The organism is Streptomyces sp. NP160 (assembly GCF_006335115.1).
Classification (GTDB): Bacteria; Actinomycetota; Actinomycetes; order Actinomycetales; family Quadrisphaeraceae; genus Quadrisphaera.
In genome coordinates this window covers 1-22,501 of the sequence record NZ_VDMJ01000059.1, presented here as the reverse complement: position 1 = coordinate 22,501, position 22,501 = coordinate 1, and the positions used below count along the sequence as shown (strand labels likewise).

Below are 22,501 nucleotides of genomic sequence, written 5' to 3'. Positions count from 1 at the left end.
CACCCGAGTGCGGGTTCGAGCACCCCGGAAGGCGCACTCGGCCACCCGAGTGCGGGTTCGAGCACCCCGGAAGGCGCACTCGGCCACCCGAGTGCGGGAGACGACGCACAGCAGGAGGAGCAGGCATGAGCGGACACGGAGCACCGGCGCTGCAGGTCGACGGGAGCGGCGTGCGCGTCGCCGTCGTGGCGGGGCTGTGGCACACCGAGGTGGTGGAGGGGCTGCTCGCCGGAGCGCTGCGCGCCCTGGAGCGAGCCGGGGCGCCGGAGCCGACCGTGGTGCGGGTGCCCGGCACCTTCGAGCTGCCCGTGGCGGCGGCGCGGCTGGCGTCGGCCGGCTACGACGCCGTGGTCGCGCTCGGCGTGGTGGTGCGCGGCGGCACGCCGCACTTCGAGTACGTGTGCTCGGCGGCCACCACCGGCCTGACGGAGGTGGCGGTGCGCACCGGGGTGCCGGTGGGCTTCGGGGTGCTCACCTGCGACACCGACGCCCAGGCGCTCGACCGCGCCGGGCTGCCGGGCAGCACGGAGGACAAGGGCGCCGAGGCCGCGGAGGCGGTGCTGGGCACCCTGGCGGCGCTGCGCGCCGCGGGCGCGCTGGGCTCACCGGAGCCCGTCCTCGCCTGACCCCTTCCACCGGCCGCGGTCACGGGGAGGATGGGGAGGACGGCGAGGAGGTCGGCTCCGGCAGCAGCGGTGGGACGTCGGTGCCGCCGGGTGTGAAGGCCGGGGTGCCGGTGGGGCCGTCCGCGGGCTCGGCGGGCTCCTCCAGCGCCGGCTCCTCCTCCGGCGACCCCGAGTCCTCCCGGTAGGACTCCGCCGTCCGCCGCTCGACGGTGGCGCTGTCCAGCCCGACCCCGCCCACGGTCACGTCGTCCACCGCCAGCAGCGACCCGTCGGCGGCCGAGAAGTGCAGCACCGACATCTGCAGCGGCGTCGGCTCGCCGTCCACGAGGCTGCGCAGCCCGGCGCCGCCGGACGAGCCCTGCGTCAGCAGCAGCGTGTCCCCGTCGACTGCGGCGGCGCGGCGGTGCGTGTGACCGTCCAGCACCAGCGGCACCCTGCCCACCAGCGGCAGCGCCATCGCGGGCTCGTGGACGAGGGCCACGTCGACGGGCTCCCCGGCCTCCGAGGAGGACTCCAGCGACCGCCCGAGCGCCTCCCCCGCGCTGGTCAGCTGCGCGCGGGCGGCGTCGTTCACCACGAGGCTGCTCGGGTTGAAGCGCGGGTCCCCGGTCCCCGCGAAGCGGACCCCGGCGATCTCGGCGGTCTCGCCGTCGTCGAGCACGCGCACGAGCCCGTCGGACGGCCCCGCCAGCGCCTCGACGGCGGCCTGCGTGGTGGAGGAGTCGTGGTTGCCGCGCACCCACAGGTAGGGCACCCCCAGGCCGGCCACGGGCGCGAGGAGCCCGGTCTCGGCGGCGCTGCCGAAGTCGCTGGAGTCACCGGTGTCCACCACGCCGGCCACGTCGAACTCGGCCACCAGCGTGGCCATCAGGCGGTACGCCTCGGGGTTGTTGTGCACGTCGGAGACCCACAGCACGCGCACGTCGTCGTCGCCGGCCGCGGCACCCGCCGGCAGGCCCGACAGCGCCGAGTACAGCCGCGAGACGCTGCCCGTCAGCGCGGCCACGCGCGTCTGGTAGGCGGTGAACCGGCTGCCGACGCTGGTGAGGTCCCCCACCAGCGCCGGCGCGCGCGTCAGCAGCCCCGAGTAGCGCGGCTCGGCGAGCGCGCGGCTGTTCGCCGTGGCGGCGGCCGCTCCCCCGCTGGCCAGCAGGACGACGAGCACCGCTCCCGTCCCCACCAGCACCGCCCGGGCGCGGCGGAACACCAGGAGGGTCGCGAGGGCGGCGGCGGCCAGCGCCACGAGCACGGACCTCACCGCCAGCGCCACGAGGGCGCCGCGCACGTCGCGGGTGAGCTCGTCGCCCACCGAGGCGGCGGTGGTGCCGCGCGCCAGCAGCGAGCGGGCCTCGGGCAGGCGCAGCCCCTCCACCTCCACGCGCAGCCGCAGCGGCCCGTCGTGGGTGGCCAGCGCCAGCTCGCCCAGCGGCGGCACCTGCACCTGCGTGCCGCCGCGCAGCGACGGCTGCAGCACGAGGCGCGCGTCGACGGGGCCGACGCTGGCGGTGGTCGCCCCGGCGGTGGCCACCGCGGCACCCGCGGCCACCACGGCGACGACGACGACGGCCGACGCGCGCAGCCACGCCCACCGGGCCCACGCCCGCGCGACCGACGCGCGGGGGCCGCGAGTGACACCGCGGCCGGGCGAGGAGCCCCGGACAGCGATCACCGGCGGCACCCTACGGGGCACCGCCGGTGATCAGCGCGAGGAGCCGGAGGTCAGGCGAGCGCCTTCGCGAGGTTCTCGTCCAGCGTCGCGAGGAACTCCTCGGTGGTCTGGAACTCCTGCTCCGGGCCCACGAGCAGCGCGAGGTCCTTGGTCATCTTGCCGCTCTCGACGGTGGAGATGACGACCTGCTCGAGCTTCTCGGCGAACTCGCGCACCGCGGGGGTGCCGTCGAGCTTGCCGCGGTGGTCCAGGCCGCGGGTCCACGCGTAGATCGAGGCGATCGGGTTGGTGGACGTCGGCTTGCCCGCCTGGTGCTGGCGGTAGTGGCGGGTCACGGTGCCGTGCGCGGCCTCCGCCTCCACCGTCTTGCCGTCCGGCGTGGCCAGCACGGAGGTCATGAGGCCGAGGGAGCCGAAGCCCTGCGCGACGGTGTCGGACTGCACGTCGCCGTCGTAGTTCTTGGTGGCCCACACGTAGCCGCCCTCCCACTTCAGGGCGGAGGCGACCATGTCGTCGATGAGGCGGTGCTCGTAGGTGATGCCCGCCTTGGCGAACTCGTCCTTGAACTCCGTCTCGAACACCTCGGCGAAGATGTCCTTGAAGCGGCCGTCGTAGGCCTTGAGGATCGTGTTCTTCGTGGACAGGTACACCGGGTACTTGCGGGCCAGGCCGTAGTTCATCGACGCGCGCGCGAAGTCGCGGATGGAGCTGTCGAGGTTGTACATCGACAGGGCCACGCCGGCACCGGGGGCCTGGAAGACCTCGTGCTCGATCGGCTGCGAGCCGTCCGAGGGGGTGAAGGTCACCGTCAGCGTGCCCGCGGAGGGGAACGTGAAGTCGGTGGCGCGGTACTGGTCGCCGAAGGCGTGGCGGCCGACGATGATCGGCTTGGTCCAGCCCGGCACGAGCCGCGGGATGTTGCTGATGATGATCGGCTCGCGGAAGATCACGCCGCCGAGGATGTTGCGGATCGTCCCGTTCGGGGAGCGCCACATCTTCTTGAGGCCGAACTCCTCCACGCGCGCCTCGTCGGGCGTGATGGTGGCGCACTTCACGCCGACGCCGTGCTTCTTGATGGCGTTGGCGGAGTCGACCGTCACCTGGTCGTCGGTGGCGTCGCGGTGCTCGATGCCGAGGTCGTAGTACTCGAGGTCGACGTCGAGGTAGGGGTGGATCAGGCGGTCCTTGATGAACTGCCAGATGATCCGGGTCATCTCGTCGCCGTCGAGCTCGACGACCTTGCCCTCGACCTTGATCTTCGCCATGCGCGTCCCTGTCCTCCGTCGGAGCAGTCGTGTGTCTCCCCCCGAACCTACCGAGGTCTCGCCCCGGGGCACCTCCCAGGTGCGCCCGGACGAGCCCCGCGGGGACGGCGGCCGGGCGACCGGCTGGGGTCGCGGTGGGGACGGGCAGACTGCGCGGGTGTTCCACGTCGTCCTCGTCGAGCCGGAGATCCCGGGCAACGCCGGCGCCGCCATCCGCCTGTCGGCCACCACGGGCGCACACCTGCACCTGGTGCGGCCGCTGGGCTTCGACCTGGAGGACTCCAAGCTGCGCCGCGCCGGGCTGGACTACCACGACCTTGCGCGCACCACGGTGCACGACGACGTCGAGGCGCTGTGGGCGGCGCTGGCGGACCTGGGCTCGCGCCGGGCGTACGCGCTGACCTCCTCGGCCACCCGCTGGTACACCGACGTCGCCTACGAGCCCGGTGACGCGCTGCTCTTCGGGCGGGAGTCGGTGGGGCTGCCCGAGCACGTCGTCGCCGACCCCCGCACCACGGACAGGCTGCGCATCCCCATGCTGCCGCAGCGGCGCTCGCTGAACGCCTCCAACGCGGTCGCCGTCGTGGTCCACGAGGCCTGGCGCCAGCACGCGTTCGCGGGCGGCGCCTGACCCCCGAGAGGGAGACCGGCGTAGCGTCGAGGGCGATGCTGCCCTCAGACCTGCCCCTGCTCGCCGGCTGCTCCAGCCCCTCGCTGACGCCGGACGGGCGCACCGCCGTCGTCTCGATCACCGCTCCCGACCTCGTCACCGACGAGGAGGCCGGGGACCTGTGGAGGGTCGCCACCGACGGCAGCTCACCCCCGCACCGCCTGACCCGCGGCCACCGCGACACCTGTCCCGCCGTCAGCCCGGACGGGCGCTGGGTGGCGTTCCTGCGCGCCGAGCCCGGCGGTCGCCCCCAGCTCCACCTCGTCGAGGTCGACGGCGGCGAGCCGGTGGCGCTGACCACGCAGCAGCAGCTGCCCCTGGGCGCGGGCGCCCCCGTCTGGTCCCCCGACGGTGCCGCGCTGGCCTTCAGCGCCCGCGTGCCGGAGCCGGGCCGCTACGGCACGTCCACCGGTCCCGCCCACCTGCGCGGTCCCGACGCCGAGCCGCCGCGGCTCATCACCACCCCCGCGCACCGCGTCGACGGGGTGGGCTTCACCCTGGACCGCCGCCAGCACGCCTTCGTGCTGGACGTCGACAGGGCCGCCCTCGACGCCGGCGACCGCGTCGCCGCGCCCGACCGGCCCGCCCCGCGGCAGGTCACCGACGGTGACGCCGACGACACCGGCGTGACCTGGACCGCGGACGGGCTCGCGCTGCTCGTGGTCTCGGCGCGCCACGAGACCGCCGGGCACGACCTGCGCCGCGGCGTCCACCTCGTGGAGGCCACCGCCCACCGGCAGACCCAGCTCGACCCGGTGGTCGGTGGGGACCTCGCCGTCAGCCACGTGGCCGCAGACCCCGACGGCCGCCGGCTCTGGCTGCTGGCGACCGCCCTGGACGAGCGCGGCCTGGGCGCGGTGGCGCAGCCGGAGTCGCTGCACCTCGCCGTCCTGGCGCCCGACGGCGACCCGGGCGGTCCCGGCAGCGCCGTGCCGGCCGGCGCGGGCGCCCCGCTGCGGCTCACCCCGCCCGACGTCGACCTGGGCGACCCGGCCGGCTTCCTGCTCGCGGACGCCGCCGGCGCGCTGGTGGCCGAGCGCACCCGCGGCGCGCTCCGGCTGCTGCGCGTGCGCCCCGACGGCTCGCGGGAGGTGCTGCTGGACGGGCCGCTGCAGGTGACGGCCGTGGCCGGCACCCCCGACGGCACCTCGCTGGTGGCCGTCGTCGCCGACGCGACGAGCCGCGGCGAGCTGGTCCGGCTGGACGCCCGCGGCGACGACGGGGAGCCGGTGCGGCTGACGGACGCCGGGGGCGCCCTGCGCGCCACCGGGCGCCTGCGGCCGCTGCTGGAGGTGGAGCACCCCAGCCGGGACGGGTACCCGGTCCACGGCTGGGTGGTGCTGCCCGACGAGGCGCGCTTCGGCGCCGGCCCCCACCCGGTGCTGCTGCTGGTCCACGGCGGCCCGCACGCGCAGTACGGCTGGGCCCTGTTCGACGAGGCCCAGGTGGCCGCCGGCGCCGGGTACGCCGTGGTGATGGGCAACCCCCGGGGGTCCGCCGGCTACGGCCTCGCGCACGGCGAGGCCGTGCTCGGCGCGCTGGGCACCGTCGACGCCGACGACGTCGAGGCGCTGCTGGACGGCGTCCTCGCCGACGCCTCCCTGCCCCTGGACGCAGAGCGGGTGGGCGTCATGGGCGGCAGCTACGGCGGGTACATGACCGCGCTGCTGACCACGCGCACGCGGCGCTTCGCCGGGGCGGTGGTCGAGCGCGGGTACCTCGACGCGACGAGCTTCGTGGGGTCGGCCGACATCGGCTGGTACTTCCCCGACCAGCTGCACGGCTCGGAGGAGGCCATGCGGGAGCAGTCGCCGATGGCGCACGTCGCCTCGGTGCGGACCCCCACCCTCGTCATCCACTCCGAGCAGGACTGGCGCTGCCCGGTCGAGCAGGGGCAGCGCTGGTGGACGGCGCTGCGCCGCCAGGGCGTCGAGTCCGAGCTGCTGCTCTTCCCCGGCGAGGGGCACGAGCTCACCCGGTCCGGCCGTCCGAGCCACCGGACCGCCCGCTTCGAGCACCTGGAGCGGTGGTGGGCGCGGCACCTGCCGGTCTGACGAGGGCCGGGCGCGGGGCTGACGCAGGTCTGCACCGATCGGCGGCGACCCCGGTGACCGCCTTTCGCCGCAGGTCAGGACCCCCGGGTCTCCCCGCGGACGGACTCCCCGTCACGATCTGGGCGCGAACCCAGCGGGCTGTCAGTCCCGGCGTGCATGCTCGTCCCATGACGACGTCCGGGTCGGGCCCCGTGCCAGCGCCTCGCCGTCCGCAGCCGCGGCCCCGCCCGCTCCTCGACGAGCTGGCGCTGCTGGCGCAGGCGGTCGACGTGCTGGCCGTGCGCGTCGCCGTCTCCGGCCAGCTCGCCTCCGGCGTGCGGGCCCGTGCCCTCGGGCTGCACGTCGCGGCGGCCGCGGCGGCCGTGCGCGAGCAGGTCGCCCGCCAGCGGGACGTCATCGCCCCGGTCCTGGCCGCCGCGGACGGCGGAGCGGGCGCCGAGGTGCTCGCGGCCTCGCTGACCTCGGCCGACCGGGTGCTGGGGCTCGTCGGCGGCGTCGACCCGGGCGCCAGCGCCCTGCTCGCCCAGACCGCGGGCGTCGGCGCGCTGCAGCAGCTGGGCATCAGCACGCGGGCGCTGTGGAGCGCCCTGGTCGACCACGAGCGCCTGTGGGCAGCCGGTGCGGCACCGCTGGCGCGGCGGCTCCTCAGCGAGCGGGCGCAGCAGTCACCCTGCGGCTGAGCGCCGGCAAGTCCGCGCCAAGAGGCGGACAAGCGGCCGCGCGCAGCCTGGCCGCATGACCACCACCCCAGCCCCCCACCCGATCACGCCCCGCAGGCCAGGCGACCCCGTGGTCGACCTGCTGCACCTGCGCGTCATCCACGTCGTCATGCTCCGCGACCTGCGCCGCCTGACGGCCCTCGCCGACGACGTGGCCGCAGGCACCACCCGGCTCGACGCGCGCCGGGCCCGCGCCCTGCAGCGCTGGGTCGGCAAGTCGATGGCGTCCATCCACCACCACCACGCCGCCGAGGACGAGGTCCTGTGGCCCGTCATCGAGGGCTCCGCCGGCAGTGCCGTGGACCTGGCGGAGCTCTCCGACGACCACTCGGTGCTCGACCCGCGCATGGACCGCATCCGCGCGGCCGCGGCGGCCCTGGCGGCAGCACCCGCCTCGGAGGACGCCGCGACGGCGCTGGCCGTGGGCCTCGCCGACCTGCGCGACCTCATGGAGGAGCACATCGCCGACGAGGAGCGCACCGTCTTCCCCGTCATGGAGGAGCACGTCTCCACCACCGACTGGGACCGCGTCAAGGTGGCGGTCGGCAAGCGCGACAGCGACCTGCCGTTCGTCCTCCCCCGCATCGCCGACGCCGCCACCCCCGAGCAGCTGGCGGTGCTGCTGCGCGAGGCCGGGCCGGTGTTCCGGGTGCTGCTGGCGGTGCTGCGGCCCGGCTTCCGCCGGTTCGAGCGCACGGTGTTCGGCACGACGACGACGGCGGCCGGGCGGTGAGCGCCGTCGTCAGCACCACCGTGCGCGGGCCTCGCACCACGCGGCCGGACGGCGGAGAGGACCTCCTGCGGGACCTGGCGACGTGGCTCGCCGCCGGCTGGGGGCCGCCGCCGGCCCGTCAGAGCAGGCCGGCCTCCGCGGCCGAGGCCCGCAAGGCCGCCTCGACCTGACGGGCGTCGCGGCGGTGGCGCTGCGCGGCGGCGTCGTCCCCCAGGAGGGCGGCGCACGCCGCGAGCGCGTCGTCGACGGGTCCCACCAGCAGCGAGCCCGAGTCGATGCCCGCCACACGGCCGGCCCACGGCCGCAGCACGTCCGCCAGCCGCGCCGCCTGGGCACGGTCGCCGACGGCCGCGGCGGCGTGCGCCCACAGGGTGGTCAGCGCCAGCCAGTAGTACCCGCGCCGGGGAGGCACGAGGCCCGCGAGAGCCGCCCGGGCCTCCTCGAGCCGGCCGGCGCGGCTCAGGGCGACGGCGGCGACGGGTGCGAACTCCCCGCCCGAGAGCCGGTCCACCTCCTGGAGCGGACCAGCGACCGTCTGGAAGTCCCCGTCGCGCGCCAGCTCCACGACGAAGCGCCCGATGGCGCTCATGAGCTCGGTGTTCGCGCCACCGAGCTCCGAGAGCCCGTCGATGGCGGCGGCCCAGCGCGCGAGCGCGGCGTCGTAGCGCCCCGCGAGCGTCTCGGTGACGCTGCGCCAGACGGCGAGGACGCCCAGCAGCTGGGCGAGCTGCCCGCTGGCGCACAGCTCCAGCGCCGCCCGCACCTCGCGGTCCGCGCCCCTCAGGTCGCCGACGGCGGCCGTCGCCATGAAGAGCATCCAGTGGCCGGTGGCGAGGTAGCCGCTGGAGCCCGCCCGGCCCGCGGTCTCGATGAGCTCGCGGGCCAGGTCGGTGCGCTGGTCGGCCAGCCGGGGACCGAGCGCGGCGTAGGCGCGCACGTTGAGGGCCGCGCACAGGACGGCGAGCAGCTCGGGATCCGCGGTGGGCCCGCTCCCGTGCTCGTCCACCAGGGCGCGGGCGGCGTCGAGGGCGTCGGCGCTGATCGAGACCTCGGCGTCGAGGTCCTGCCCCTCGGTCTCGAGGAAGCGCGCGACGTGCAGCCTCACCCGGTCAGGCCCGGTGAGGTCGCCGTCGGCGAGCAGTTCCTCCGCGGCCTCCAGGAGCCCGGTCGGGGGCGCGAGGACGTCGCGGACGGTCCACACCAGCGGGGCCCGCCACGCCGTCACCACGGCGAGGAGGAGGTCCCGCCGCCCGGTGGTCCGGGCCAGCTGGAGGGTCTGCGCCTGCAGGACCCTGGCGCCCTCGGCGTTGCCGGCTCGCGCACCGGCGGTGACGGCCTCCACGCGCAGGGCGACGCGCGCCTCCGGCGCGCGGCCGGGGTGGTTCGCCGGGAGCAGGTCCTCTGCACGCAGCGCCGTCGCGTACAGCGCCGCCGCCTCGGCGGGGGCGCCGACGGCCGTGGCGGCGCGCGCGGCCGCCCGCAGGTGGACCAGGGCCCGCTCGGCGGTGGCCGGCGACAGGCTGGCACCGGCGTGGTGGGCCAGGGCGTCGACGTCGTGCGGGGCCAGGCGCTCGCAGACCTCGACCGCCGCTGCGTGCAGCCGGGTGCGCCGCAGCACCGGGGTGTCCTCGTAGAGGACGTCGCGCACCAGCGCGTGCGTGAAGGCGACGGCGCCGGGCTCGGGCTGGTCGAGCAGCCCCGCCAGCACGGGCGCCTCGAGCGCGTCGAGGACGTCGTCGACGTCACGGCCCGCCAGCTCGGCGAGCACGTCGACGCGCACGCGCCGCCCCAGCACCGCGGCCTGGCGCAGCGCGGTCGTCGAGGGTCCGGGCAGCCGGGCGAGGCGCGCGCGCAGGACGTCGGCGACCCCGGCCGGCACGGTGACCTCGCCCCGACCGGCCACCAGGGCCCGCACGGCGGCGGGGCCGCGTGCGGCGAGCAGGCGCGAGAGCTCCCTGACGAAGAGGGGACGACCACCGGTCCGGGTCAGCAGCAGGTCGACGAGCTCGGGGTCCGGCGCGGCCGGGTCGGCCGGGCCCACCAGGCCGGAGCGCCGTGCGAGCGCGGCGACGGCGTCGCGCGGGAGGCCCTCCAGCTCGACGTGGTCGGCCGTGGCCGCGGCCAGGGCGGCGCGGGCGGCGCCGAGCTCCACACCGCTCTCGGACGGTCGGAACGCCGCCACCAGCAGCACCGGGGCCTCGTCGAGCTGCTCCACCACCTGGCGCAGCAGCTGCAGGGTCAGGCCGTCGGCGCGGTGGACGTCGTCGAGCACCACGAGGACGGGCGCGGACCGCGCGCGCCGCGCGAGCTCGCCGGCCACCGCCCTCGCGAGCAGGAACGGCGAGGTCGTGGCGGCCAGGTCGGTGAGCTGGCCCGCGTCGACGTCGTCGAGCACCTCCTGCCACGCCCACCCGGGCGGGGCGCCGTCGACCTCCGGGCAGCGTCCCCACGCCGTCGCCCACCCGCGGGCGGCGGCGGCGCGGACGAGTCCCGACAGCACGGTGGTCTTGCCGTCCCCGGCCTCGCCCGCCAGCCACACCAGCCGGGCGGCGCCGGCGCGGCGCGCCTCCTCGCCCGCGGCGAGCACGCGGGCCAGCTCGCGGTCGCGGCCGAGGGCGTCGTCGTCCGCGGCGGCGGGGGGCGGCGCCGGGTCGGGGGTCGCGCTGGTCCCCGGGGCCTCCACGACCTCGGCGGGCGACGACGGAGCAGACGAGGACGACGACGGCGGGGCGGACGCGTCCAGCGACGGCGCCTGCGCCAGGACGTCGGCCTCCAGCGACCGCAGCGCCGGCGACGGGTCCACGCCGAGCTCCTCGGCGAGGTGGGAGCGCAGCGCGCGCAGCGCCCCGAGGGCGTCGCCCTGGCGCCCGCTGCGGTACAGCGCGAGGGCGAGCAGGCGGACGGCCTCCTCCCTCGCGGGGTGGTCGTGGACGTGGCGCTCCAGGTCCGCCACGGCGCGGCCGACGTCGCCGGCGTCGAGGTCGGCGGCGGCCGCGCGCTCCACGGCGCTGCGGCGCAGCTCCTCCAGCCGGGCCGCCTCCGGGCCGGCCCAGGCGGTGTCGACGCTCTCGGCGAAGGCGGGGCCCGACCAGCACGCCAGGGCCTGCGCGAGCCGCGCCCGCCGTGCCCGCGGGTCGGCGAGCTCACCCGCGCCGGCGAGCAGGTCCTCGAAGCGCCACGCGTCCACGGAGCTGCGGGGCAGCCGCAGCGCGTACCCGGGTGGGGCGCTGACCAGCACGGACGCCGGCTCGCGCGGGGCTCGGCCGGGCTCGAGGGAGCGGCGCAGGTGCGAGACGTGCACCTGCAGGGCCCCGAGCGCCTTGGGCGGCGGCTCGCCGTCCCACAGGTCGTCCACCAGCCGGTCGGCGGACACGACGCGGCCGCTCTCCACGACGAGCCGCGCGAGCACGGCGCGCTGCCTCGGCCCGCCCAGGTCAGCGGCCTCGCCGGCGACCACCGCCCGGGTGGACCCGAGGACCTGGATGTCGACGTCGCTGGCCATGGCGGTCCGGAGACTAGCCCGTCGCCGGGCCCCGCGACGCTCCCCGACGGGGACCCGTCACCTCTCCTCCCACCGGCGAGCGCGAGGGGGGCGCGACGAGGAGCAGGCGGCTTGCAAGCGCGCCGCAAGCACGCCTCGGCACTGTCGGCGGCATGGCCCTCACCGCTCCCGCCCCGATCCTGCGGCTGCTGCCGCACCGGCCCGCCCGAGGCGCGGCGCCGCAGCGCACCACCGCCGCGAGCGCCCCCTCCGCCAGCGCCCCGGTCGCCCCGGTCGCCCCGGTCGCCCCGGTCGCCCCGGGGGCGCCTGTCCCGCCGACCGCGGCCGCAGCCGCGCCGGCCACCGCGGCGCCCCCGCGACGCACGCCCGTCCCGCGCGGCTCCGCGCTGGACGCGGCCACCTCCGCCACCGCGGCGTGGCCCGCCGCGGCCCGGGGGCTGCTGGTGGACCTGGCCGTCGCGGCGCTGGCGGCCTCCGCCCTGGCCGAGCGGTCGGACGCGTCGCTGCTGCCGGGCTCGACCGGGGGCGCTCCGTCCACGGCGGGCGGGTCCTCCGCTCGCCGGGCCCGGGCGCTGGCGGACCACCTCGCCGACACCTGCGCCGGCCTGCGCAGCGACCTCACCGTGCAGCAGCTGGTGGTGCTGCCGGTGCTGCGCACCGCTCCCCTGGGCCTGCGCACGGCCGTGGTCCGCGCCTCGTGCGAGGCCGTGGTGGTGGAGCTGGAGGCCGTCGAGCGCGGTGCGTCCCTGCTCACCGAGGGCCTGGCCACCGCCGAGGACCTGCGCGAGCTCGCCGCGGCGCTGCGGCGCACCCGGTCCGCGGTGGCGCTGCACCGGCGCCTGTGGACCGACCAGGCGCTGCCGCTGGCCCGTGAGGTGCTGCGCGACCGCGCCGACCTCGCCCGGCGCTGACCCGCTCGAGGCCGCCCGGGACAGCTCGGGGCAGCTCGACCCGCGAGGACCGGTCAGCCGAGCAGGAGCACCACCGCGGCGAGCACGGGGGCGCTCAGGAGCGTGCTGATGAGCACGCTGTCGCGGGCCAGGCGCTCCGCCGCGCCGAAGCGCGTGGCGTAGACGAACACGTTCTGCGCCGTCGGCAGCGCCGCCACCAGCACCACGGCCAGCAGCGCGTCACCGCTCAGGCCGAGCAGCGGACCGCCCACCAGCCACGCGACCAGCGGGGACAGGCCCAGCTTGAGGGCGACCGCGGTCCAGGCGTCCGGGTCGGCCCACCGGGGTCCGGGCCCCGCGGACAGGGAGATGCCGAACGCCAGCAGCGCGCACGGCACGGCCGTGCCGGCCAGCAGGTCGAGCACGGAGGACAGCGGCTCCGGGGGCGGCAGCCGCAGCAGCCCGAGCGCCAGCCCGACGGCCGCGCCGAGCACCAGCGGGTTGCGCGCCAGGCGGAGCAGGGTGCGCGCCCAGACGCCCCGGTCGTCGTCGTCCTGGCCGCCGGCGGACGGACCGCGCTCGGCGCGGTGGCGGCGCGCGTCGAGCACTCCCACCCCGAGCGGTGCGAGGACGACGATCTGGAACAGCAGGGCCGGGGCGACGATGGCGCCGTTCCCGAGCACGAACACGGCGATCGGCAGGCCGAGGTTGACGGCGTTGACGTAGCTGGCCGAGAAGGCCGCGACCACGCCCTCCTCCACGCTGCGCCGGCGCAGCCGCGACAGCAGCAGCGACACCGCGGCGGCGGTGAGGGCGGCGGCAGCGGTGACCACCAGCGGCTGGCCGAGCACGGCGGTGACGTCGGTCGTGGACAGCGTCCGGACCAGCAGCGCCGGGGTCCCCACCGCGTAGACGAGCCGGGCCAGCACCCGCTGCGCGTCCGCTCCCAGGGTGCCGCGGCGCCCCAGCACCCAGCCCACGAGGACGACGGCACCGACCACGGCGAACCCCTCGAGCACGCCGCCGATCGCTCAGCCCCCCTGGTCCACGGGTGGGGGCCGCCGGAGCCGTGGACGCGCCGGAGCCCGGCCGGTGCGGGCGCACCGGCCGGGCTCCATGATGCGGGTGTCCGCCCGTCGGCGGACGGTCAGCCCCTCAGGCCGCGGTCAGACGGGGACGACGGCGCCCGGGCGCGCAAGCACCTCGAGCGCGGAGGCGAGCTCCTCGGTGAGGCCCAGGTGGGCCACCGGGTCGGTGCCCTCGGGCAGCGCGGCGATCTCGGCCTCGAGCTCGCGCACCCGCGGGATGACCGTCTCGCCGAACGCCTCGATCTCCTCCTTGACGTGGAGGAAGCCCAGCAGCACCAGGTCGACGCCGATGAGGCGGAACGCCAGCACGCGGCGCGCGACCTGCTCGGGGGTGCCGATGAGGCCGGTGCGGAAGCCGTCGTTGTACTGGACGAGGTCCTTGAACTCGCTGTCGGCCCACATGCCCTTGCCGTCCTTGGCGGCCTGGCCGGCCTCCTTGACGGCGTTGCCGAAGTCGTTGACCTTGTCGGCGTCGGCGTTGGCGATGATCGCGTCGAGCACCTCGACCGCCTCGGCCTCGGTCTCGCGGACCACGGCGAAGGCGTTGAGGCCGAACTTGATGGTGCGGCCGTTCTCGGCGGCGTACCCGCCGACCTGGGCGACCTGCTCGGCGACGCCCTCGGGGGTGTTGCCGTTCATGAAGTACCAGTCCGAGACGCGGCCGGCCATCTGCCGGGCGGCGGTGGAGTTGCCGCCCTGGAAGACCTCGGGCAGCACGTCGGGCTGGGGGCGGAAGTTCACGTCGCCCACCTGGAAGTGCTTGCCCTGGAAGGCGAAGTGGTCGGTGGTCCACGCGCCGCGGAGGATCTCGATGAACTCCTCGGACTGCTCGTAGCGCTCGTCGTGCTCGAGCCACTGGGCGCCCAGGTCGAGCGCCTCCTTCTTGAACCAGCCCGACACGACGTTGAGGCACAGCCGGTCGTTGGTGAGGGCCTGCGCGGTGGCCGCCCACTTGGCCAGCACCACCGGCGGCCAGAAGTACGGGTGCACGGCGGCGATGACCTTGAGCTTCTCGGTGGCCAGCAGCAGCGCCAGCGAGAAGGAGGTCGACTCGTGCTGGGCGTCGGCGCCGTAGGACGCGGCGTAGCGCACCTGGGACAGGGCGTAGGTGAAGCCGGCCTTCTCGGCGGCCCTGGCGGTCTCGATGTTGTAGGCCGGCTCGTGGGAGGTGCGCTGCGGCAGGTTCGACACCACGAGGCCGCCCGAGACGTTCGGCACCCAGTAGGCGAACTCGACCGGCGCGAGCTCGGAGGCGGGACGGGGCAGGGACGTGCTCATCGGGGTCTCCTCGACTCCTCATCGGTCCTGGCGGGAGCACCGCTCCCCGACGGCCGCGCGGGCCCTCGGTCGGTCGGTTGCTGCGGCGTCAGCGAGCCAGGTCTCTCAGCCGCTCTGGATGGGTGAGCGCAGCGTGGCGCGCGCGACGGGTCATCGTCAAATCCCCGCCCGGCGCGCCGAGCGCGCGACGGCCCCGTCAGCCTCCCAGGCCACCCGGAGCGACGACGGCGAGCACCGCCACCCCCACGGCCAGGACCATGCAGGTGGCCGCGTCGACCCACGGGGTGCGCACGGCGAGGGGCCCCAGGGCGGAGATGGGCAGGACCAGGTGCAGCACCGCGAGCAGCAGCAGCAGGCCCGCGAGCAGGATCCCCGCGAGCCCGAAGGAGGTGGCCGCGGCGACGAGCACGCCCAGCAGCCCGGCGCCGAAGGCCCAGACGAGGGCGGTGGGCGGCGGCCACGGCGCGCGGGCCGGCTCCCGCGGCGGCTGGCCCGGCTCCGCTGGCTCGGGCGGACCGCTGTCCGTCCGTGCTGGCTCCACCCGCCCAGGCTATCCGCGCGTGGGCCGCCCGGGGGGTGGAGAGGCTCCTCACAGGGCACGCGGCGCGTGTCGATCACGCCACGGGGTAGCACTGGCCCGTGAGCACCACCACCGCCGCGCGCACCGACCTCCGGGACGGCGCCCGCGGCCCGCGACGCCCGACCCTCGCCGACGTCGAGCGCACCGCCCGCGAGCGGTTCGGCTTCTCCCGGCTGCGCCCCGGGCAGGGCGAGGCGGTCGAGGCGCTGCTGGCCGGCCGGGACGTGCTGGCCGTCATGCCCACCGGCCGGGGGAAGTCGGCGGTCTACCAGCTGGCGGCGCTGTGGCTGCCCGGCCCGACCGTGGTGGTCTCCCCGCTCATCGCGCTCCAGCGCGACCAGGTGCAGGCGCTGGCCCGCACCGGCGTGCACGACGCCGTCGCCGTGAACTCCTCCCAGTCGGCGCGCGAGAACGGTGCCGCCTGGGACGCGCTGAGCACCGGTGACGCGGAGTTCGTCTTCCTGGCCCCGGAGCAGCTGGCCCGCGACGACGTGCGCGAGCGCCTGCGGGCGCTGCGGCCGAGCCTGTTCGTGGTGGACGAGGCGCACTGCGTGTCCTCCTGGGGGCACGACTTCCGCCCGGACTACCTGCGCCTGGGCGACGTCGTCGCCGAGCTCGCCGCGGCCGACCGGGCCGCCGCCGACGACGGGCTCGACGACGGGCGCGGCGTGCGCCGCCCCGTGGTGTGCGCGCTCACCGCCACCGCAGCACCGCCCGTGCGCCGCGAGGTGGTGGCGCGCCTGGGCATGCAGGACCCGGCGGTGGTGGTGCAGGGCTTCGACAGGCCCAACATCCACCTCGAGGTGGTCCGGGAGACCGACGGCGCGGACGCCAAGCGCGCCGTGGTGGTGGAGCGCGCCGCGACCGCGGCCAAGCCGGGCATCGTGTACGTGGCCACCCGCAAGGACGCCGAGGCCTACGCGGACGACCTCTCCCACCTGGGGCTGGACGTGGAGGCCTACCACGCCGGCCTGTCCGCGGAGGACCGGCACTGGGTGCACGAGGCCTTCACCCAGGGGGACCTCGACGTGGTGGTGGCCACGTCGGCCTTCGGCATGGGCATCGACAAGCCCGACGTGCGGTTCGTGCTGCACGCGTCCGTGACCGACTCCCTGGACAGCTACTACCAGGAGGTCGGCCGCGCCGGGCGCGACGGCGAGCCGTCGCTGGCCACGCTGTGCTACCGCCCCGAGGACCTGGGCCTGCAGCGCTTCCACGCGGGCGCCGGGCCCGACGAGGTGGCGCTCGCGGCGGTGGCCGGTGCGGTGCACGACGGCGGCGGGGAGCCGGTGGCCGCCGCGGCCGTCCGCGGCGCCGCCGACCTGTCGGCCACCCGCACCACGGGTCTGCTCAACCTCCTCGAGCAGGCGGGAGCCGTGAGGGTCACGCGCGCGGGCGCCGCCTGGACGGACTCCGGCACCGCCGTGGGGGCGGCGGTGCGGGCGGCCGTGGCCACCGCCGAGGAGCGGCGGCGCACCGACAGGTCACGGCTGGAGATGCTGCGCGGCTACGCCGAGACCACCGGGTGCCGCCGGCAGTTCCTGCTCGCCTACTTCGGCGAGCGCCTGGCCGAGCCGTGCGGGAACTGCGACACCTGCAGCTCCGGTTCGGCGGCCGCCGTGCACGCCGAGCGGGCGGCGGCGTCGCAGGCTGGAGGGACGTCGTCGTCGTGGTCCGTCGACGACGCGGTGGAGCACGCCACCTGGGGCCCCGGCGTCGTCATGAGCACCGACGGCGACCGGATCACGGTGCTGTTCGAGCGGGAGGGCTACAAGACCCTCGCCCTCGCCGCCGTCGAGAAGGGCCACCTCCTGACCCGGCCCTGACCCTCCTGCCCCCTCCGTGGCCACGGCCCACGGCCACCCCTCGGTGCCGCGGGCCGACGGGCCACCCGACCACGTCCCTGCGGGGACAAGCGCGCACCAAGCCGGCAGCAAGAGCTGCCCGGGAACGTCCTCCACGTGACGCACCGCAGCACCCGCTGCGGAGCGGACCACCAGCCCGCACGGCCTGGACCGAGGTCCGGCCGCCACCCCTGGAGGACTCCCGTGACCCACCTGTCCCGCGCCGGCCTGCTCCGCCTCGTGGCCGCCGCTCCCCTGGCCCTGGGCCTGACCGCCCCCGCCGCCCGCACGGCCAGCGCCGCCCCCGGCGGCGCGGGCGCTGACGCCGAGCGCGCTGTGGCCGAGGCCCGCCGCGCCAGCGGCGCCGACCCCCTGGGCCTGCTGCGCCGCTGCGTCGCCGGACCCGTGCTGCTGCCGACCGACGCCGAGTACGCCACGGAGGCGGCCGGCTTCGAGGTGGCGCACACCCCGGCCCCGCGGCTGGTGGTCGGCGCCACCCGAGCCGAGGACGTGCGCGCCGCCGTCGTCTACGCCCTCGCGGTGGGCGCGGAGGTCCGCGTGCAGGCCACCGGCCACGGCCTGGAGGACGACCTGCGCGACACCGTGCTGGTCACCACGCGCCGGCTCGGCGGTGTCAGCGTGGACCCGAAGGCCCGCACCGCCACCATCGGGGCGGGCGTGCGCTGGCGCGAGGTCCTCGACGCCGCCGCCCCGCACGGCCTCGCTCCCCTGCTCGGTTCGGCCTCGGCGGTGGGCGCCGTCGGGTACAGCCTGGGAGGTGGCACGGGCCTGCTCTCGCGCCAGCACGGCTGGGCCGCGGACGCCGTGCGCAGCCTCGACGTCGTCACCGGTGACGGCCGCCTGCGGACCGCCGACGCGAAGCGCGACGCCGAGCTGCACTGGGCGCTGCGCGGCGGCAAGTCCGGACTCGGCGTGGTGACCCGCGCCGTCGTCGACCTGGTCCCGGTGACCCGGATGCGCGGCGGCGCCGTCTTCTTCGCCGCTGCGGACGCCGCCGCGGTGCTGCACGCCTGGCGGCGCTGGGCGCCGACCCTGCCGCGCGAGGCCGCCACCAGCGTCGCGCTGCTGGCGCTGCCGCCCTCGCTGCAGCTGCCGCCGCCGCTGTCGGGCAAGCAGGTGGTGTCGGTGCGCTTCTCGCACACCGGCGACCCCGCGGCAGCCGACGCCCTGGTCGCCCCCGTGCGCACCTGGGCGCCCGTGCTGCTCGACTCCGTCCAGGAGCTGCCGTTCACCGCCTCCGACGCGGTCCACACCGACCCGACCGACCCCGCCCCCACGGTCAACGGCGGCACCGGCCTGCGCGAGCTCCCCGCCGCGGCGGTCGACGCGCTGCTGGCCGCCGCCGGTCCGGGCAGCGGCAGCCCGCTGGTGGCGGTGGAGCTGCGCCTCATGGGCGGCGCGCTGTCCGAGGCGCCGGAGGTGCCGGACGCCGTCATCGGACGGGGCGCCGCGTACTCGCTGTGGGGCCTGGGGATCGTCGCCGGCCCGGCGGGCGCCCAGGCGAGGCCGGCCCTGGACCGGATGGTCGCCTCGGTGGGCCGGTGGGCCTGCCCCGGTCCGCTCAACCTCGCCGGCGGCGGCCGGCGCGACGACCTGCGGACCCCCGAGCAGCGCAAGCGCCTCGAGAAGGCCCGCCGCCGCTTCGACCCCGCCGGCGTCATCGGCTGAGCCACCGGCGGCGTCGCGCGAGGTGCTCCGGACCCCCTGGTCACCGTGGTCATGGGAGTCCGGAGCACCTCCACCCCGTGATCATGGGCGTTGCGCCCGCCGGGTCACCGGCGGCTACGGTGCGCGACATGCCCGCTGACGCACCCACGATCGTCGCCACCTCCGGGGGGATGCGCCCCGGTCGCCGCAGCCGGGTGGCCTTCGCGCCGCTGGTCGAGCACGCCGTAGAGCTGTCCGGCACCGCGCGCCGCCCGAAGCTGGTGCACCTCGGCACCGCCTCCGGCGACCAGCGCTGGTGGAACGCCGAGCTCGACGAGGCCGCTGCCGTCGCCGGCTGGGACCTGCGCCACCTCAACCTCTTCACCATGCCGAGCGTCGACGACCCGGAGGCGCTGCTCCTCGACGCCGACGTCGTCTGGGTGGGCGGCGGCTCGGTGGTCAACCTGCTGGCGGTGTGGCGGGCCCACGGCCTCGACGAGGTGTTCCACCGCGTCTGGCAGGCCGGCGTCGTCCTCGGCGGGGTGAGCGCGGGCTCGATCTGCTGGCACGTCGGCGGTACCACCGACTCCTTCGGCCCGTCGCTGCGGCCGGTGGTGGACGGCCTCGCGCTGCTGCCCCACGGCAACGGCGTCCACTACGACTCCGAGACCGAGCGCCGCCCCCTCGTCCAGCGGCTCGTCGCCGAGGGCGTGCTCCCCACCACGCACTGCACCGACGACGGCGTCGGCCTGGTATACCGCGGCACCGAGCTGGTCGAGGCGGTGTCCGAGGTCCGCGGGAAGGGCGCCTACACGGTCACCCGGTCCTCGGACGGGACAGCGGTCGAGGAGCGCGTCGAGCCGCGCGTCCTCCCCGGAGCCCGCTGACCAGCGGCCGACCGCCCATGACCACCGTGATCATGGACGGTCGGCCACCGCCCTGGCGCGGCCTCAGTGCGTGAAGTGCCGCGCCCCGGTGAGGTACATCGTCACGCCGGCGGCCTGCGCCGCGGCGACGACCTCGTCGTCGCGCACCGAGCCGCCGGGCTGCACCACGGCGCGCACGCCGGCGTCGAGCAGCACCTGCAGGCCGTCCGCGAAGGGGAAGAACGCGTCGGAGGCGGCGACGGCGCCGCGGGCGCGCTCCTCGCCGTGGCCGTTGGCCCGCTCGACGGCGAGGCGGCAGGAGTCGACCCGGTTGACCTGGCCCATGCCCACGCCCACCGACGCGCCGCCGCGCGCCAGGAGGATCGCGTTGGACTTCACCGAGCGCAGGGCCCGCCACGCGAAGGCGAGGTCGGCGAGGACCTCCTCGGAGGCCGCCTCACCGCTGGCCAGCGTCCACCCCGAGGGGTCGTCGCCGGCGGCGTCGAGCACGTCGGCCTGCTGGAGCAGCAGACCCCCGGACACGGCGCGGAACTCCGGCCGGGGCTGGCCGGTCGGCGGCAGCGGCGCGCGCAGCAGCCGCACGTTCTTCTTGCGGGTGAGCACCTCGAGCGCGTCGTCGTCGTAGCCGGGGGCCACCACCACCTCGGTGAACACCTCGGCCACCTGCTCGGCCACCGCCCGCGTCACCGTGCGGTTGGTGGCGATGACGCCGCCGAACGCGGAGACCGGGTCGCAGGCGTGCGCGGCGGCGTGGGCGGCGGCCACGTCGGCGCCGACCGCGATCCCGCACGGGTTGGCGTGCTTGATGATCGCCACGGCGGGCTCGGTGAAGTCGGCGGCGGCGCGGCGCGCGGCGTCGGCGTCGACGTAGTTGTTGTAGCTCATGGCCTTGCCGTGCAGCTGCTCCGCGCTCGCGAGCCCCGGGTCGGACCCGGCCAGCCCACCGGTGCGCGCGGTGTAGACCGCCGCGCCCTGGTGGGGGTTCTCGCCGTAGCGCAGCACCTGAGACCGGGTCCAGGTGGCGCCGACGAAGCCCGGGAACGAGGCACCGGCCTCGTCCTCCACGAGGGTGGCGGCCCACCAGGAGGCCACCGCCACGTCGTAGGCGGCGGTGGCGGCGAACGCCTTGCCCGCCAGGCGGCGGCGCTGCGCGAGCGTCGTCCCTCCGGAGCGGACCTCCGCCAGCACCGCGTCGTAGTCGGAGGGGTCGACGACGACGGCCACCGACGCGGAGTTCTTCGCGCTGGCGCGCACCATGGCCGGCCCGCCGATGTCGATCTGCTCCACGCAGTCCTCGGGGCCGGCGCCGGAGGCCACGGTCTGCTCGAAGGGGTAGAGGTTGACCACCACCAGCTCGAACGCCTCGATGCCCAGCTCCTCGAGCTGGCGGCGGTGGTCGGGGTCGCGCACGTCGGCGAGCAGGCCGGCGTGGACGCTGGGATGCAGCGTCTTCACGCGCCCGCCGAGGCTCTCGGGGAAGCCCGTGATGCGCTCCACCGGCGTCACCGGGATGCCGGCCGCGGCCACGCGGTGGGCGGTGGAGCCGGTGGAGACGATGTCGACGCCGGCCTCGTGCAGCCCGCGCGCGAGCTCCTCCAGCCCGGACTTGTCCGAGACGCTCACGAGCGCGCGCCGGACGGGCTTGCGGTCCTCGCCGTGGGTGGTCGGGGTGCTGGTCATGAGAGCCGGGCCTTCCTTCCCTCGACGGTCCAGCCGCCGGTGGTCATGCGGGTCACGACGTCGACGAGCAGCGCCCGCTCGACGGTCTTGATGCGCTCGTGGAGCGCGGTCTCGTCGTCGTCGTCGAGCACCTCGACGGCGCGCTGGGCCAGCACGGGCCCGGTGTCGACGCCGTCGTCGACGAGGTGGACGGTGCAGCCGGTGACCTTCACCCCGTGGGCGAGGGCGTCGCGCACGCCGTGCGCGCCGGGGAAGGAGGGCAGCAGGGCGGGGTGGGTGTTGACGACCCGTCCGCCGAAGGCCTGCAGGACGGCGGCGCCGAGCACGCGCATGAAGCCGGCGCTGACCACCAGGTCGGGCTCGTGGCGGGCCAGCTCCGCGGCGAGCGCCGCGTCCCAGGAGGCGCGGTCGGCGTGGTCGCCCACCTCGAGCACGAAGGTGGCGGCGCCGGCGAGCTCGGCGCGGGCCAGCGCGGGCGCGGCGCGGCGCGCGGAGTCCGCGCCGACCGCCACGACCTCGAAGGGCGCCCCCGGCGCGGCGGCGGCGTCGAGCAGCGCCTGCAGCAGGGTTCCCGACCCGGAGGCCAGCACCACCAGCCGCGAGCGCGAGGGGGGTGTGCTGGGCGCGGTCACGGTCGGAGACCATAACGGTGCCGGTCGCGGGCACTCCGCGCAGGCGAGCCCAGCGCGAGCAGTCGCGAGCAGAGCAGGAGCACTCGAGGATGAGCGACCCGTACGCCCCGCCGGGCTCGCGGCCCGGCGCCGACCAGGGCGCCGGCGACCAGCAGGGCCACGGCGGCCACGGGCACGACCCGCGCGAGCGGCGGCGCCAGCTGCCCCCGTCGGTCCCCCACCGCACCTCCGAGCGGCGCCCGCCGGATCCTGACGGCCAGCTGCGCACCGCGCGCCTGGGCCTGCGCTTCTCGCTGTGCGTGCTGGCGGGCCTGGTGGCGACCACCTCCCTGCCCCTGCCGTGGAGCCTGGGTGGTCCCGTGTTCGTGCTGGTCGGGGTGGCCGTCGGGGTGGTGGCGCTGGTGTCGGCGGCGCGGGCGCGGCTGCGCTGGACGTCGTTCGCCACCCTCGGGGCCGGCCTCGCCCTCGCGCTGCTGCTGCTCCTGGTGCAGGCGGCCACGCTCGTCTTCTGGCAGCAGACGGCCGACGTGCAGGAGTGCCGTGCGAGCGCCGTCACCCGCACGGGGCTGCAGCAGTGCCAGGAGGAGTACCAGCAGGGCCTGCAGAGCTTCCTGCCGAGGCTGCCGACCCCCACCCCGAGCCCCTGACCGGGCCCCTGACGGCACCGGCCGCCGCCGGCGAGGACCGCGAGGACGACGACGGGCGCCGCGCCCCTC

General features: G+C 76.9%; 18 protein-coding genes. 10 read left to right on the top strand and 8 right to left on the bottom strand.

Annotated elements, in window-relative coordinates; genetic code table 11:
- Positions 1-125 precede the first annotated feature (125 nt).
- The gene (gene ribH / locus FHN55_RS21630; protein ID WP_139714479.1) at positions 126-626 is read left to right on the top strand and encodes a 6,7-dimethyl-8-ribityllumazine synthase; all 501 of its coding nucleotides are present in this window, start codon (positions 126-128) and stop codon (positions 624-626) included.
- Positions 627-645: 19 nt separating this feature from the next.
- Here ribH and FHN55_RS21625 read toward each other — a convergent pair whose 3' ends face one another.
- Together FHN55_RS21625 and FHN55_RS21620 are read right to left on the bottom strand one after the other, a co-directional pair.
- The gene (locus FHN55_RS21625) at positions 646-2,295 is read right to left on the bottom strand and encodes a metallophosphoesterase family protein (RefSeq protein ID WP_139714478.1); all 1,650 of its coding nucleotides are present in this window, start codon (positions 2,293-2,295) and stop codon (positions 646-648) included.
- Between the two features lie 50 nt (positions 2,296-2,345).
- Complete coding sequence (locus tag FHN55_RS21620) at positions 2,346-3,560, bottom strand: NADP-dependent isocitrate dehydrogenase (RefSeq protein ID WP_139714477.1); 1,215 nt, start codon at positions 3,558-3,560, stop codon at positions 2,346-2,348.
- 157 nt (positions 3,561-3,717) lie between these two features.
- Here FHN55_RS21620 and FHN55_RS21615 point away from each other — a divergent pair, with 157 nt between their 5' ends.
- The 4 genes from FHN55_RS21615 (at position 3,718) to FHN55_RS21600 (ending at position 7,736) form a co-directional block, all read left to right on the top strand.
- On the top strand, positions 3,718-4,191 hold the full coding sequence (locus tag FHN55_RS21615; RefSeq protein WP_139714476.1) for a tRNA (cytidine(34)-2'-O)-methyltransferase: 474 nt from the start codon (positions 3,718-3,720) through the stop codon (positions 4,189-4,191).
- 35 nt (positions 4,192-4,226) lie between these two features.
- The gene (locus tag FHN55_RS21610) at positions 4,227-6,284 is read left to right on the top strand and encodes a S9 family peptidase (RefSeq protein WP_139714475.1); all 2,058 of its coding nucleotides are present in this window, start codon (positions 4,227-4,229) and stop codon (positions 6,282-6,284) included.
- 167 nt (positions 6,285-6,451) lie between these two features.
- Positions 6,452-6,964, top strand: a complete 513-nt coding sequence (locus tag FHN55_RS21605; protein WP_139714474.1) for a hypothetical protein — start codon at positions 6,452-6,454, stop codon at positions 6,962-6,964.
- A gap of 55 nt (positions 6,965-7,019) precedes the next feature.
- Entirely contained in the window at positions 7,020-7,736 is a 717-nt protein-coding gene (locus FHN55_RS21600; RefSeq protein WP_139714473.1) for a hemerythrin domain-containing protein, read from the top strand.
- Between the two features lie 118 nt (positions 7,737-7,854).
- Here FHN55_RS21600 and FHN55_RS21595 read toward each other — a convergent pair whose 3' ends face one another.
- Positions 7,855-11,238, bottom strand: coding sequence for a BTAD domain-containing putative transcriptional regulator (locus tag FHN55_RS21595; RefSeq protein WP_139714472.1), 3,384 nt, complete (start codon positions 11,236-11,238; stop codon positions 7,855-7,857).
- Between the two features lie 152 nt (positions 11,239-11,390).
- Between FHN55_RS21595 and FHN55_RS22990 the strand changes: the two genes are divergently transcribed.
- The gene (locus FHN55_RS22990; RefSeq protein WP_180358006.1) at positions 11,391-12,149 is read left to right on the top strand and encodes a hypothetical protein; all 759 of its coding nucleotides are present in this window, start codon (positions 11,391-11,393) and stop codon (positions 12,147-12,149) included.
- 53 nt (positions 12,150-12,202) lie between these two features.
- On the opposite strand, the gene FHN55_RS21580 is transcribed toward FHN55_RS22990, so the two are convergent.
- The 3 genes from FHN55_RS21580 to FHN55_RS23360 form a co-directional block, all read right to left on the bottom strand.
- Positions 12,203-13,147, bottom strand: a complete 945-nt coding sequence (locus FHN55_RS21580) for an AEC family transporter (protein WP_139714469.1) — start codon at positions 13,145-13,147, stop codon at positions 12,203-12,205.
- Between the two features lie 147 nt (positions 13,148-13,294).
- The gene (gene sfnG, locus FHN55_RS21575) at positions 13,295-14,494 is read right to left on the bottom strand and encodes a dimethylsulfone monooxygenase SfnG (RefSeq protein WP_139714468.1); all 1,200 of its coding nucleotides are present in this window, start codon (positions 14,492-14,494) and stop codon (positions 13,295-13,297) included.
- A 196-nt stretch (positions 14,495-14,690) separates the two neighbouring features.
- Complete coding sequence (locus FHN55_RS23360) at positions 14,691-15,035, bottom strand: DUF3017 domain-containing protein (protein ID WP_218974913.1); 345 nt, start codon at positions 15,033-15,035, stop codon at positions 14,691-14,693.
- Positions 15,036-15,133: 98 nt separating this feature from the next.
- Here FHN55_RS23360 and FHN55_RS21565 point away from each other — a divergent pair, with 98 nt between their 5' ends.
- The 3 genes from FHN55_RS21565 (at position 15,134) to FHN55_RS21555 (ending at position 19,473) form a co-directional block, all read left to right on the top strand.
- Positions 15,134-16,900, top strand: coding sequence for an ATP-dependent DNA helicase RecQ (locus FHN55_RS21565; protein ID WP_139714467.1), 1,767 nt, complete (start codon positions 15,134-15,136; stop codon positions 16,898-16,900).
- A 222-nt stretch (positions 16,901-17,122) separates the two neighbouring features.
- Positions 17,123-18,607: an FAD-binding oxidoreductase gene (locus FHN55_RS21560; RefSeq protein WP_218974912.1), complete on the top strand. Its 1,485-nt coding sequence runs from the start codon at positions 17,123-17,125 to the stop codon at positions 18,605-18,607.
- 128 nt (positions 18,608-18,735) lie between these two features.
- Positions 18,736-19,473 carry a peptidase E gene (locus tag FHN55_RS21555; RefSeq protein WP_139714466.1) on the top strand — a complete coding sequence of 246 codons (738 nt, stop codon included), beginning with the start codon at positions 18,736-18,738 and terminating at the stop codon, positions 19,471-19,473.
- Between the two features lie 63 nt (positions 19,474-19,536).
- Here the strand turns inward: FHN55_RS21555 and purH are convergent, their stop codons facing one another.
- Both purH and purN read right to left on the bottom strand, forming a co-directional pair.
- Positions 19,537-21,153, bottom strand: a complete 1,617-nt coding sequence (purH, locus tag FHN55_RS21550) for a bifunctional phosphoribosylaminoimidazolecarboxamide formyltransferase/IMP cyclohydrolase (protein ID WP_139714465.1) — start codon at positions 21,151-21,153, stop codon at positions 19,537-19,539.
- Complete coding sequence (gene purN, locus FHN55_RS21545) at positions 21,150-21,785, bottom strand: phosphoribosylglycinamide formyltransferase (RefSeq protein ID WP_139714464.1); 636 nt, start codon at positions 21,783-21,785, stop codon at positions 21,150-21,152. The genes purH and purN overlap by 4 nt, the downstream gene beginning before the upstream one ends.
- A gap of 89 nt (positions 21,786-21,874) precedes the next feature.
- Between purN and FHN55_RS21540 the strand changes: the two genes are divergently transcribed.
- Positions 21,875-22,432 (top strand): hypothetical protein, encoded by a 558-nt coding sequence (locus tag FHN55_RS21540; RefSeq protein ID WP_139714463.1) that lies wholly within the window; start codon positions 21,875-21,877, stop codon positions 22,430-22,432.
- Positions 22,433-22,501 lie beyond the last annotated feature (69 nt).

Excerpts from the sequence above, each read along its gene's own strand:
- FHN55_RS21595 (WP_139714472.1), bottom strand. The coding sequence starts at position 11,238 with ATGGCCAGCGACGTCGACATCCAGGTCCTCGGGTCCACCCGGGCGGTG.
- FHN55_RS21605 (WP_139714474.1), top strand. The coding sequence starts at position 6,452 with ATGACGACGTCCGGGTCGGGCCCCGTGCCAGCGCCTCGCCGTCCGCAG.
- sfnG (WP_139714468.1), bottom strand. The coding sequence starts at position 14,494 with ATGAGCACGTCCCTGCCCCGTCCCGCCTCCGAGCTCGCGCCGGTCGAG.
- ribH (WP_139714479.1), top strand. The coding sequence starts at position 126 with ATGAGCGGACACGGAGCACCGGCGCTGCAGGTCGACGGGAGCGGCGTG.
- purH (WP_139714465.1), bottom strand. The coding sequence starts at position 21,153 with ATGACCAGCACCCCGACCACCCACGGCGAGGACCGCAAGCCCGTCCGG.
- FHN55_RS21540 (WP_139714463.1), top strand. The coding sequence starts at position 21,875 with ATGAGCGACCCGTACGCCCCGCCGGGCTCGCGGCCCGGCGCCGACCAG.
- FHN55_RS21610 (WP_139714475.1), top strand. The coding sequence starts at position 4,227 with ATGCTGCCCTCAGACCTGCCCCTGCTCGCCGGCTGCTCCAGCCCCTCG.
- FHN55_RS21555 (WP_139714466.1), top strand. The coding sequence starts at position 18,736 with ATGCCCGCTGACGCACCCACGATCGTCGCCACCTCCGGGGGGATGCGC.
- FHN55_RS21620 (WP_139714477.1), bottom strand. The coding sequence starts at position 3,560 with ATGGCGAAGATCAAGGTCGAGGGCAAGGTCGTCGAGCTCGACGGCGAC.
- FHN55_RS21600 (WP_139714473.1), top strand. The coding sequence starts at position 7,020 with ATGACCACCACCCCAGCCCCCCACCCGATCACGCCCCGCAGGCCAGGC.
- FHN55_RS22990 (WP_180358006.1), top strand. The coding sequence starts at position 11,391 with ATGGCCCTCACCGCTCCCGCCCCGATCCTGCGGCTGCTGCCGCACCGG.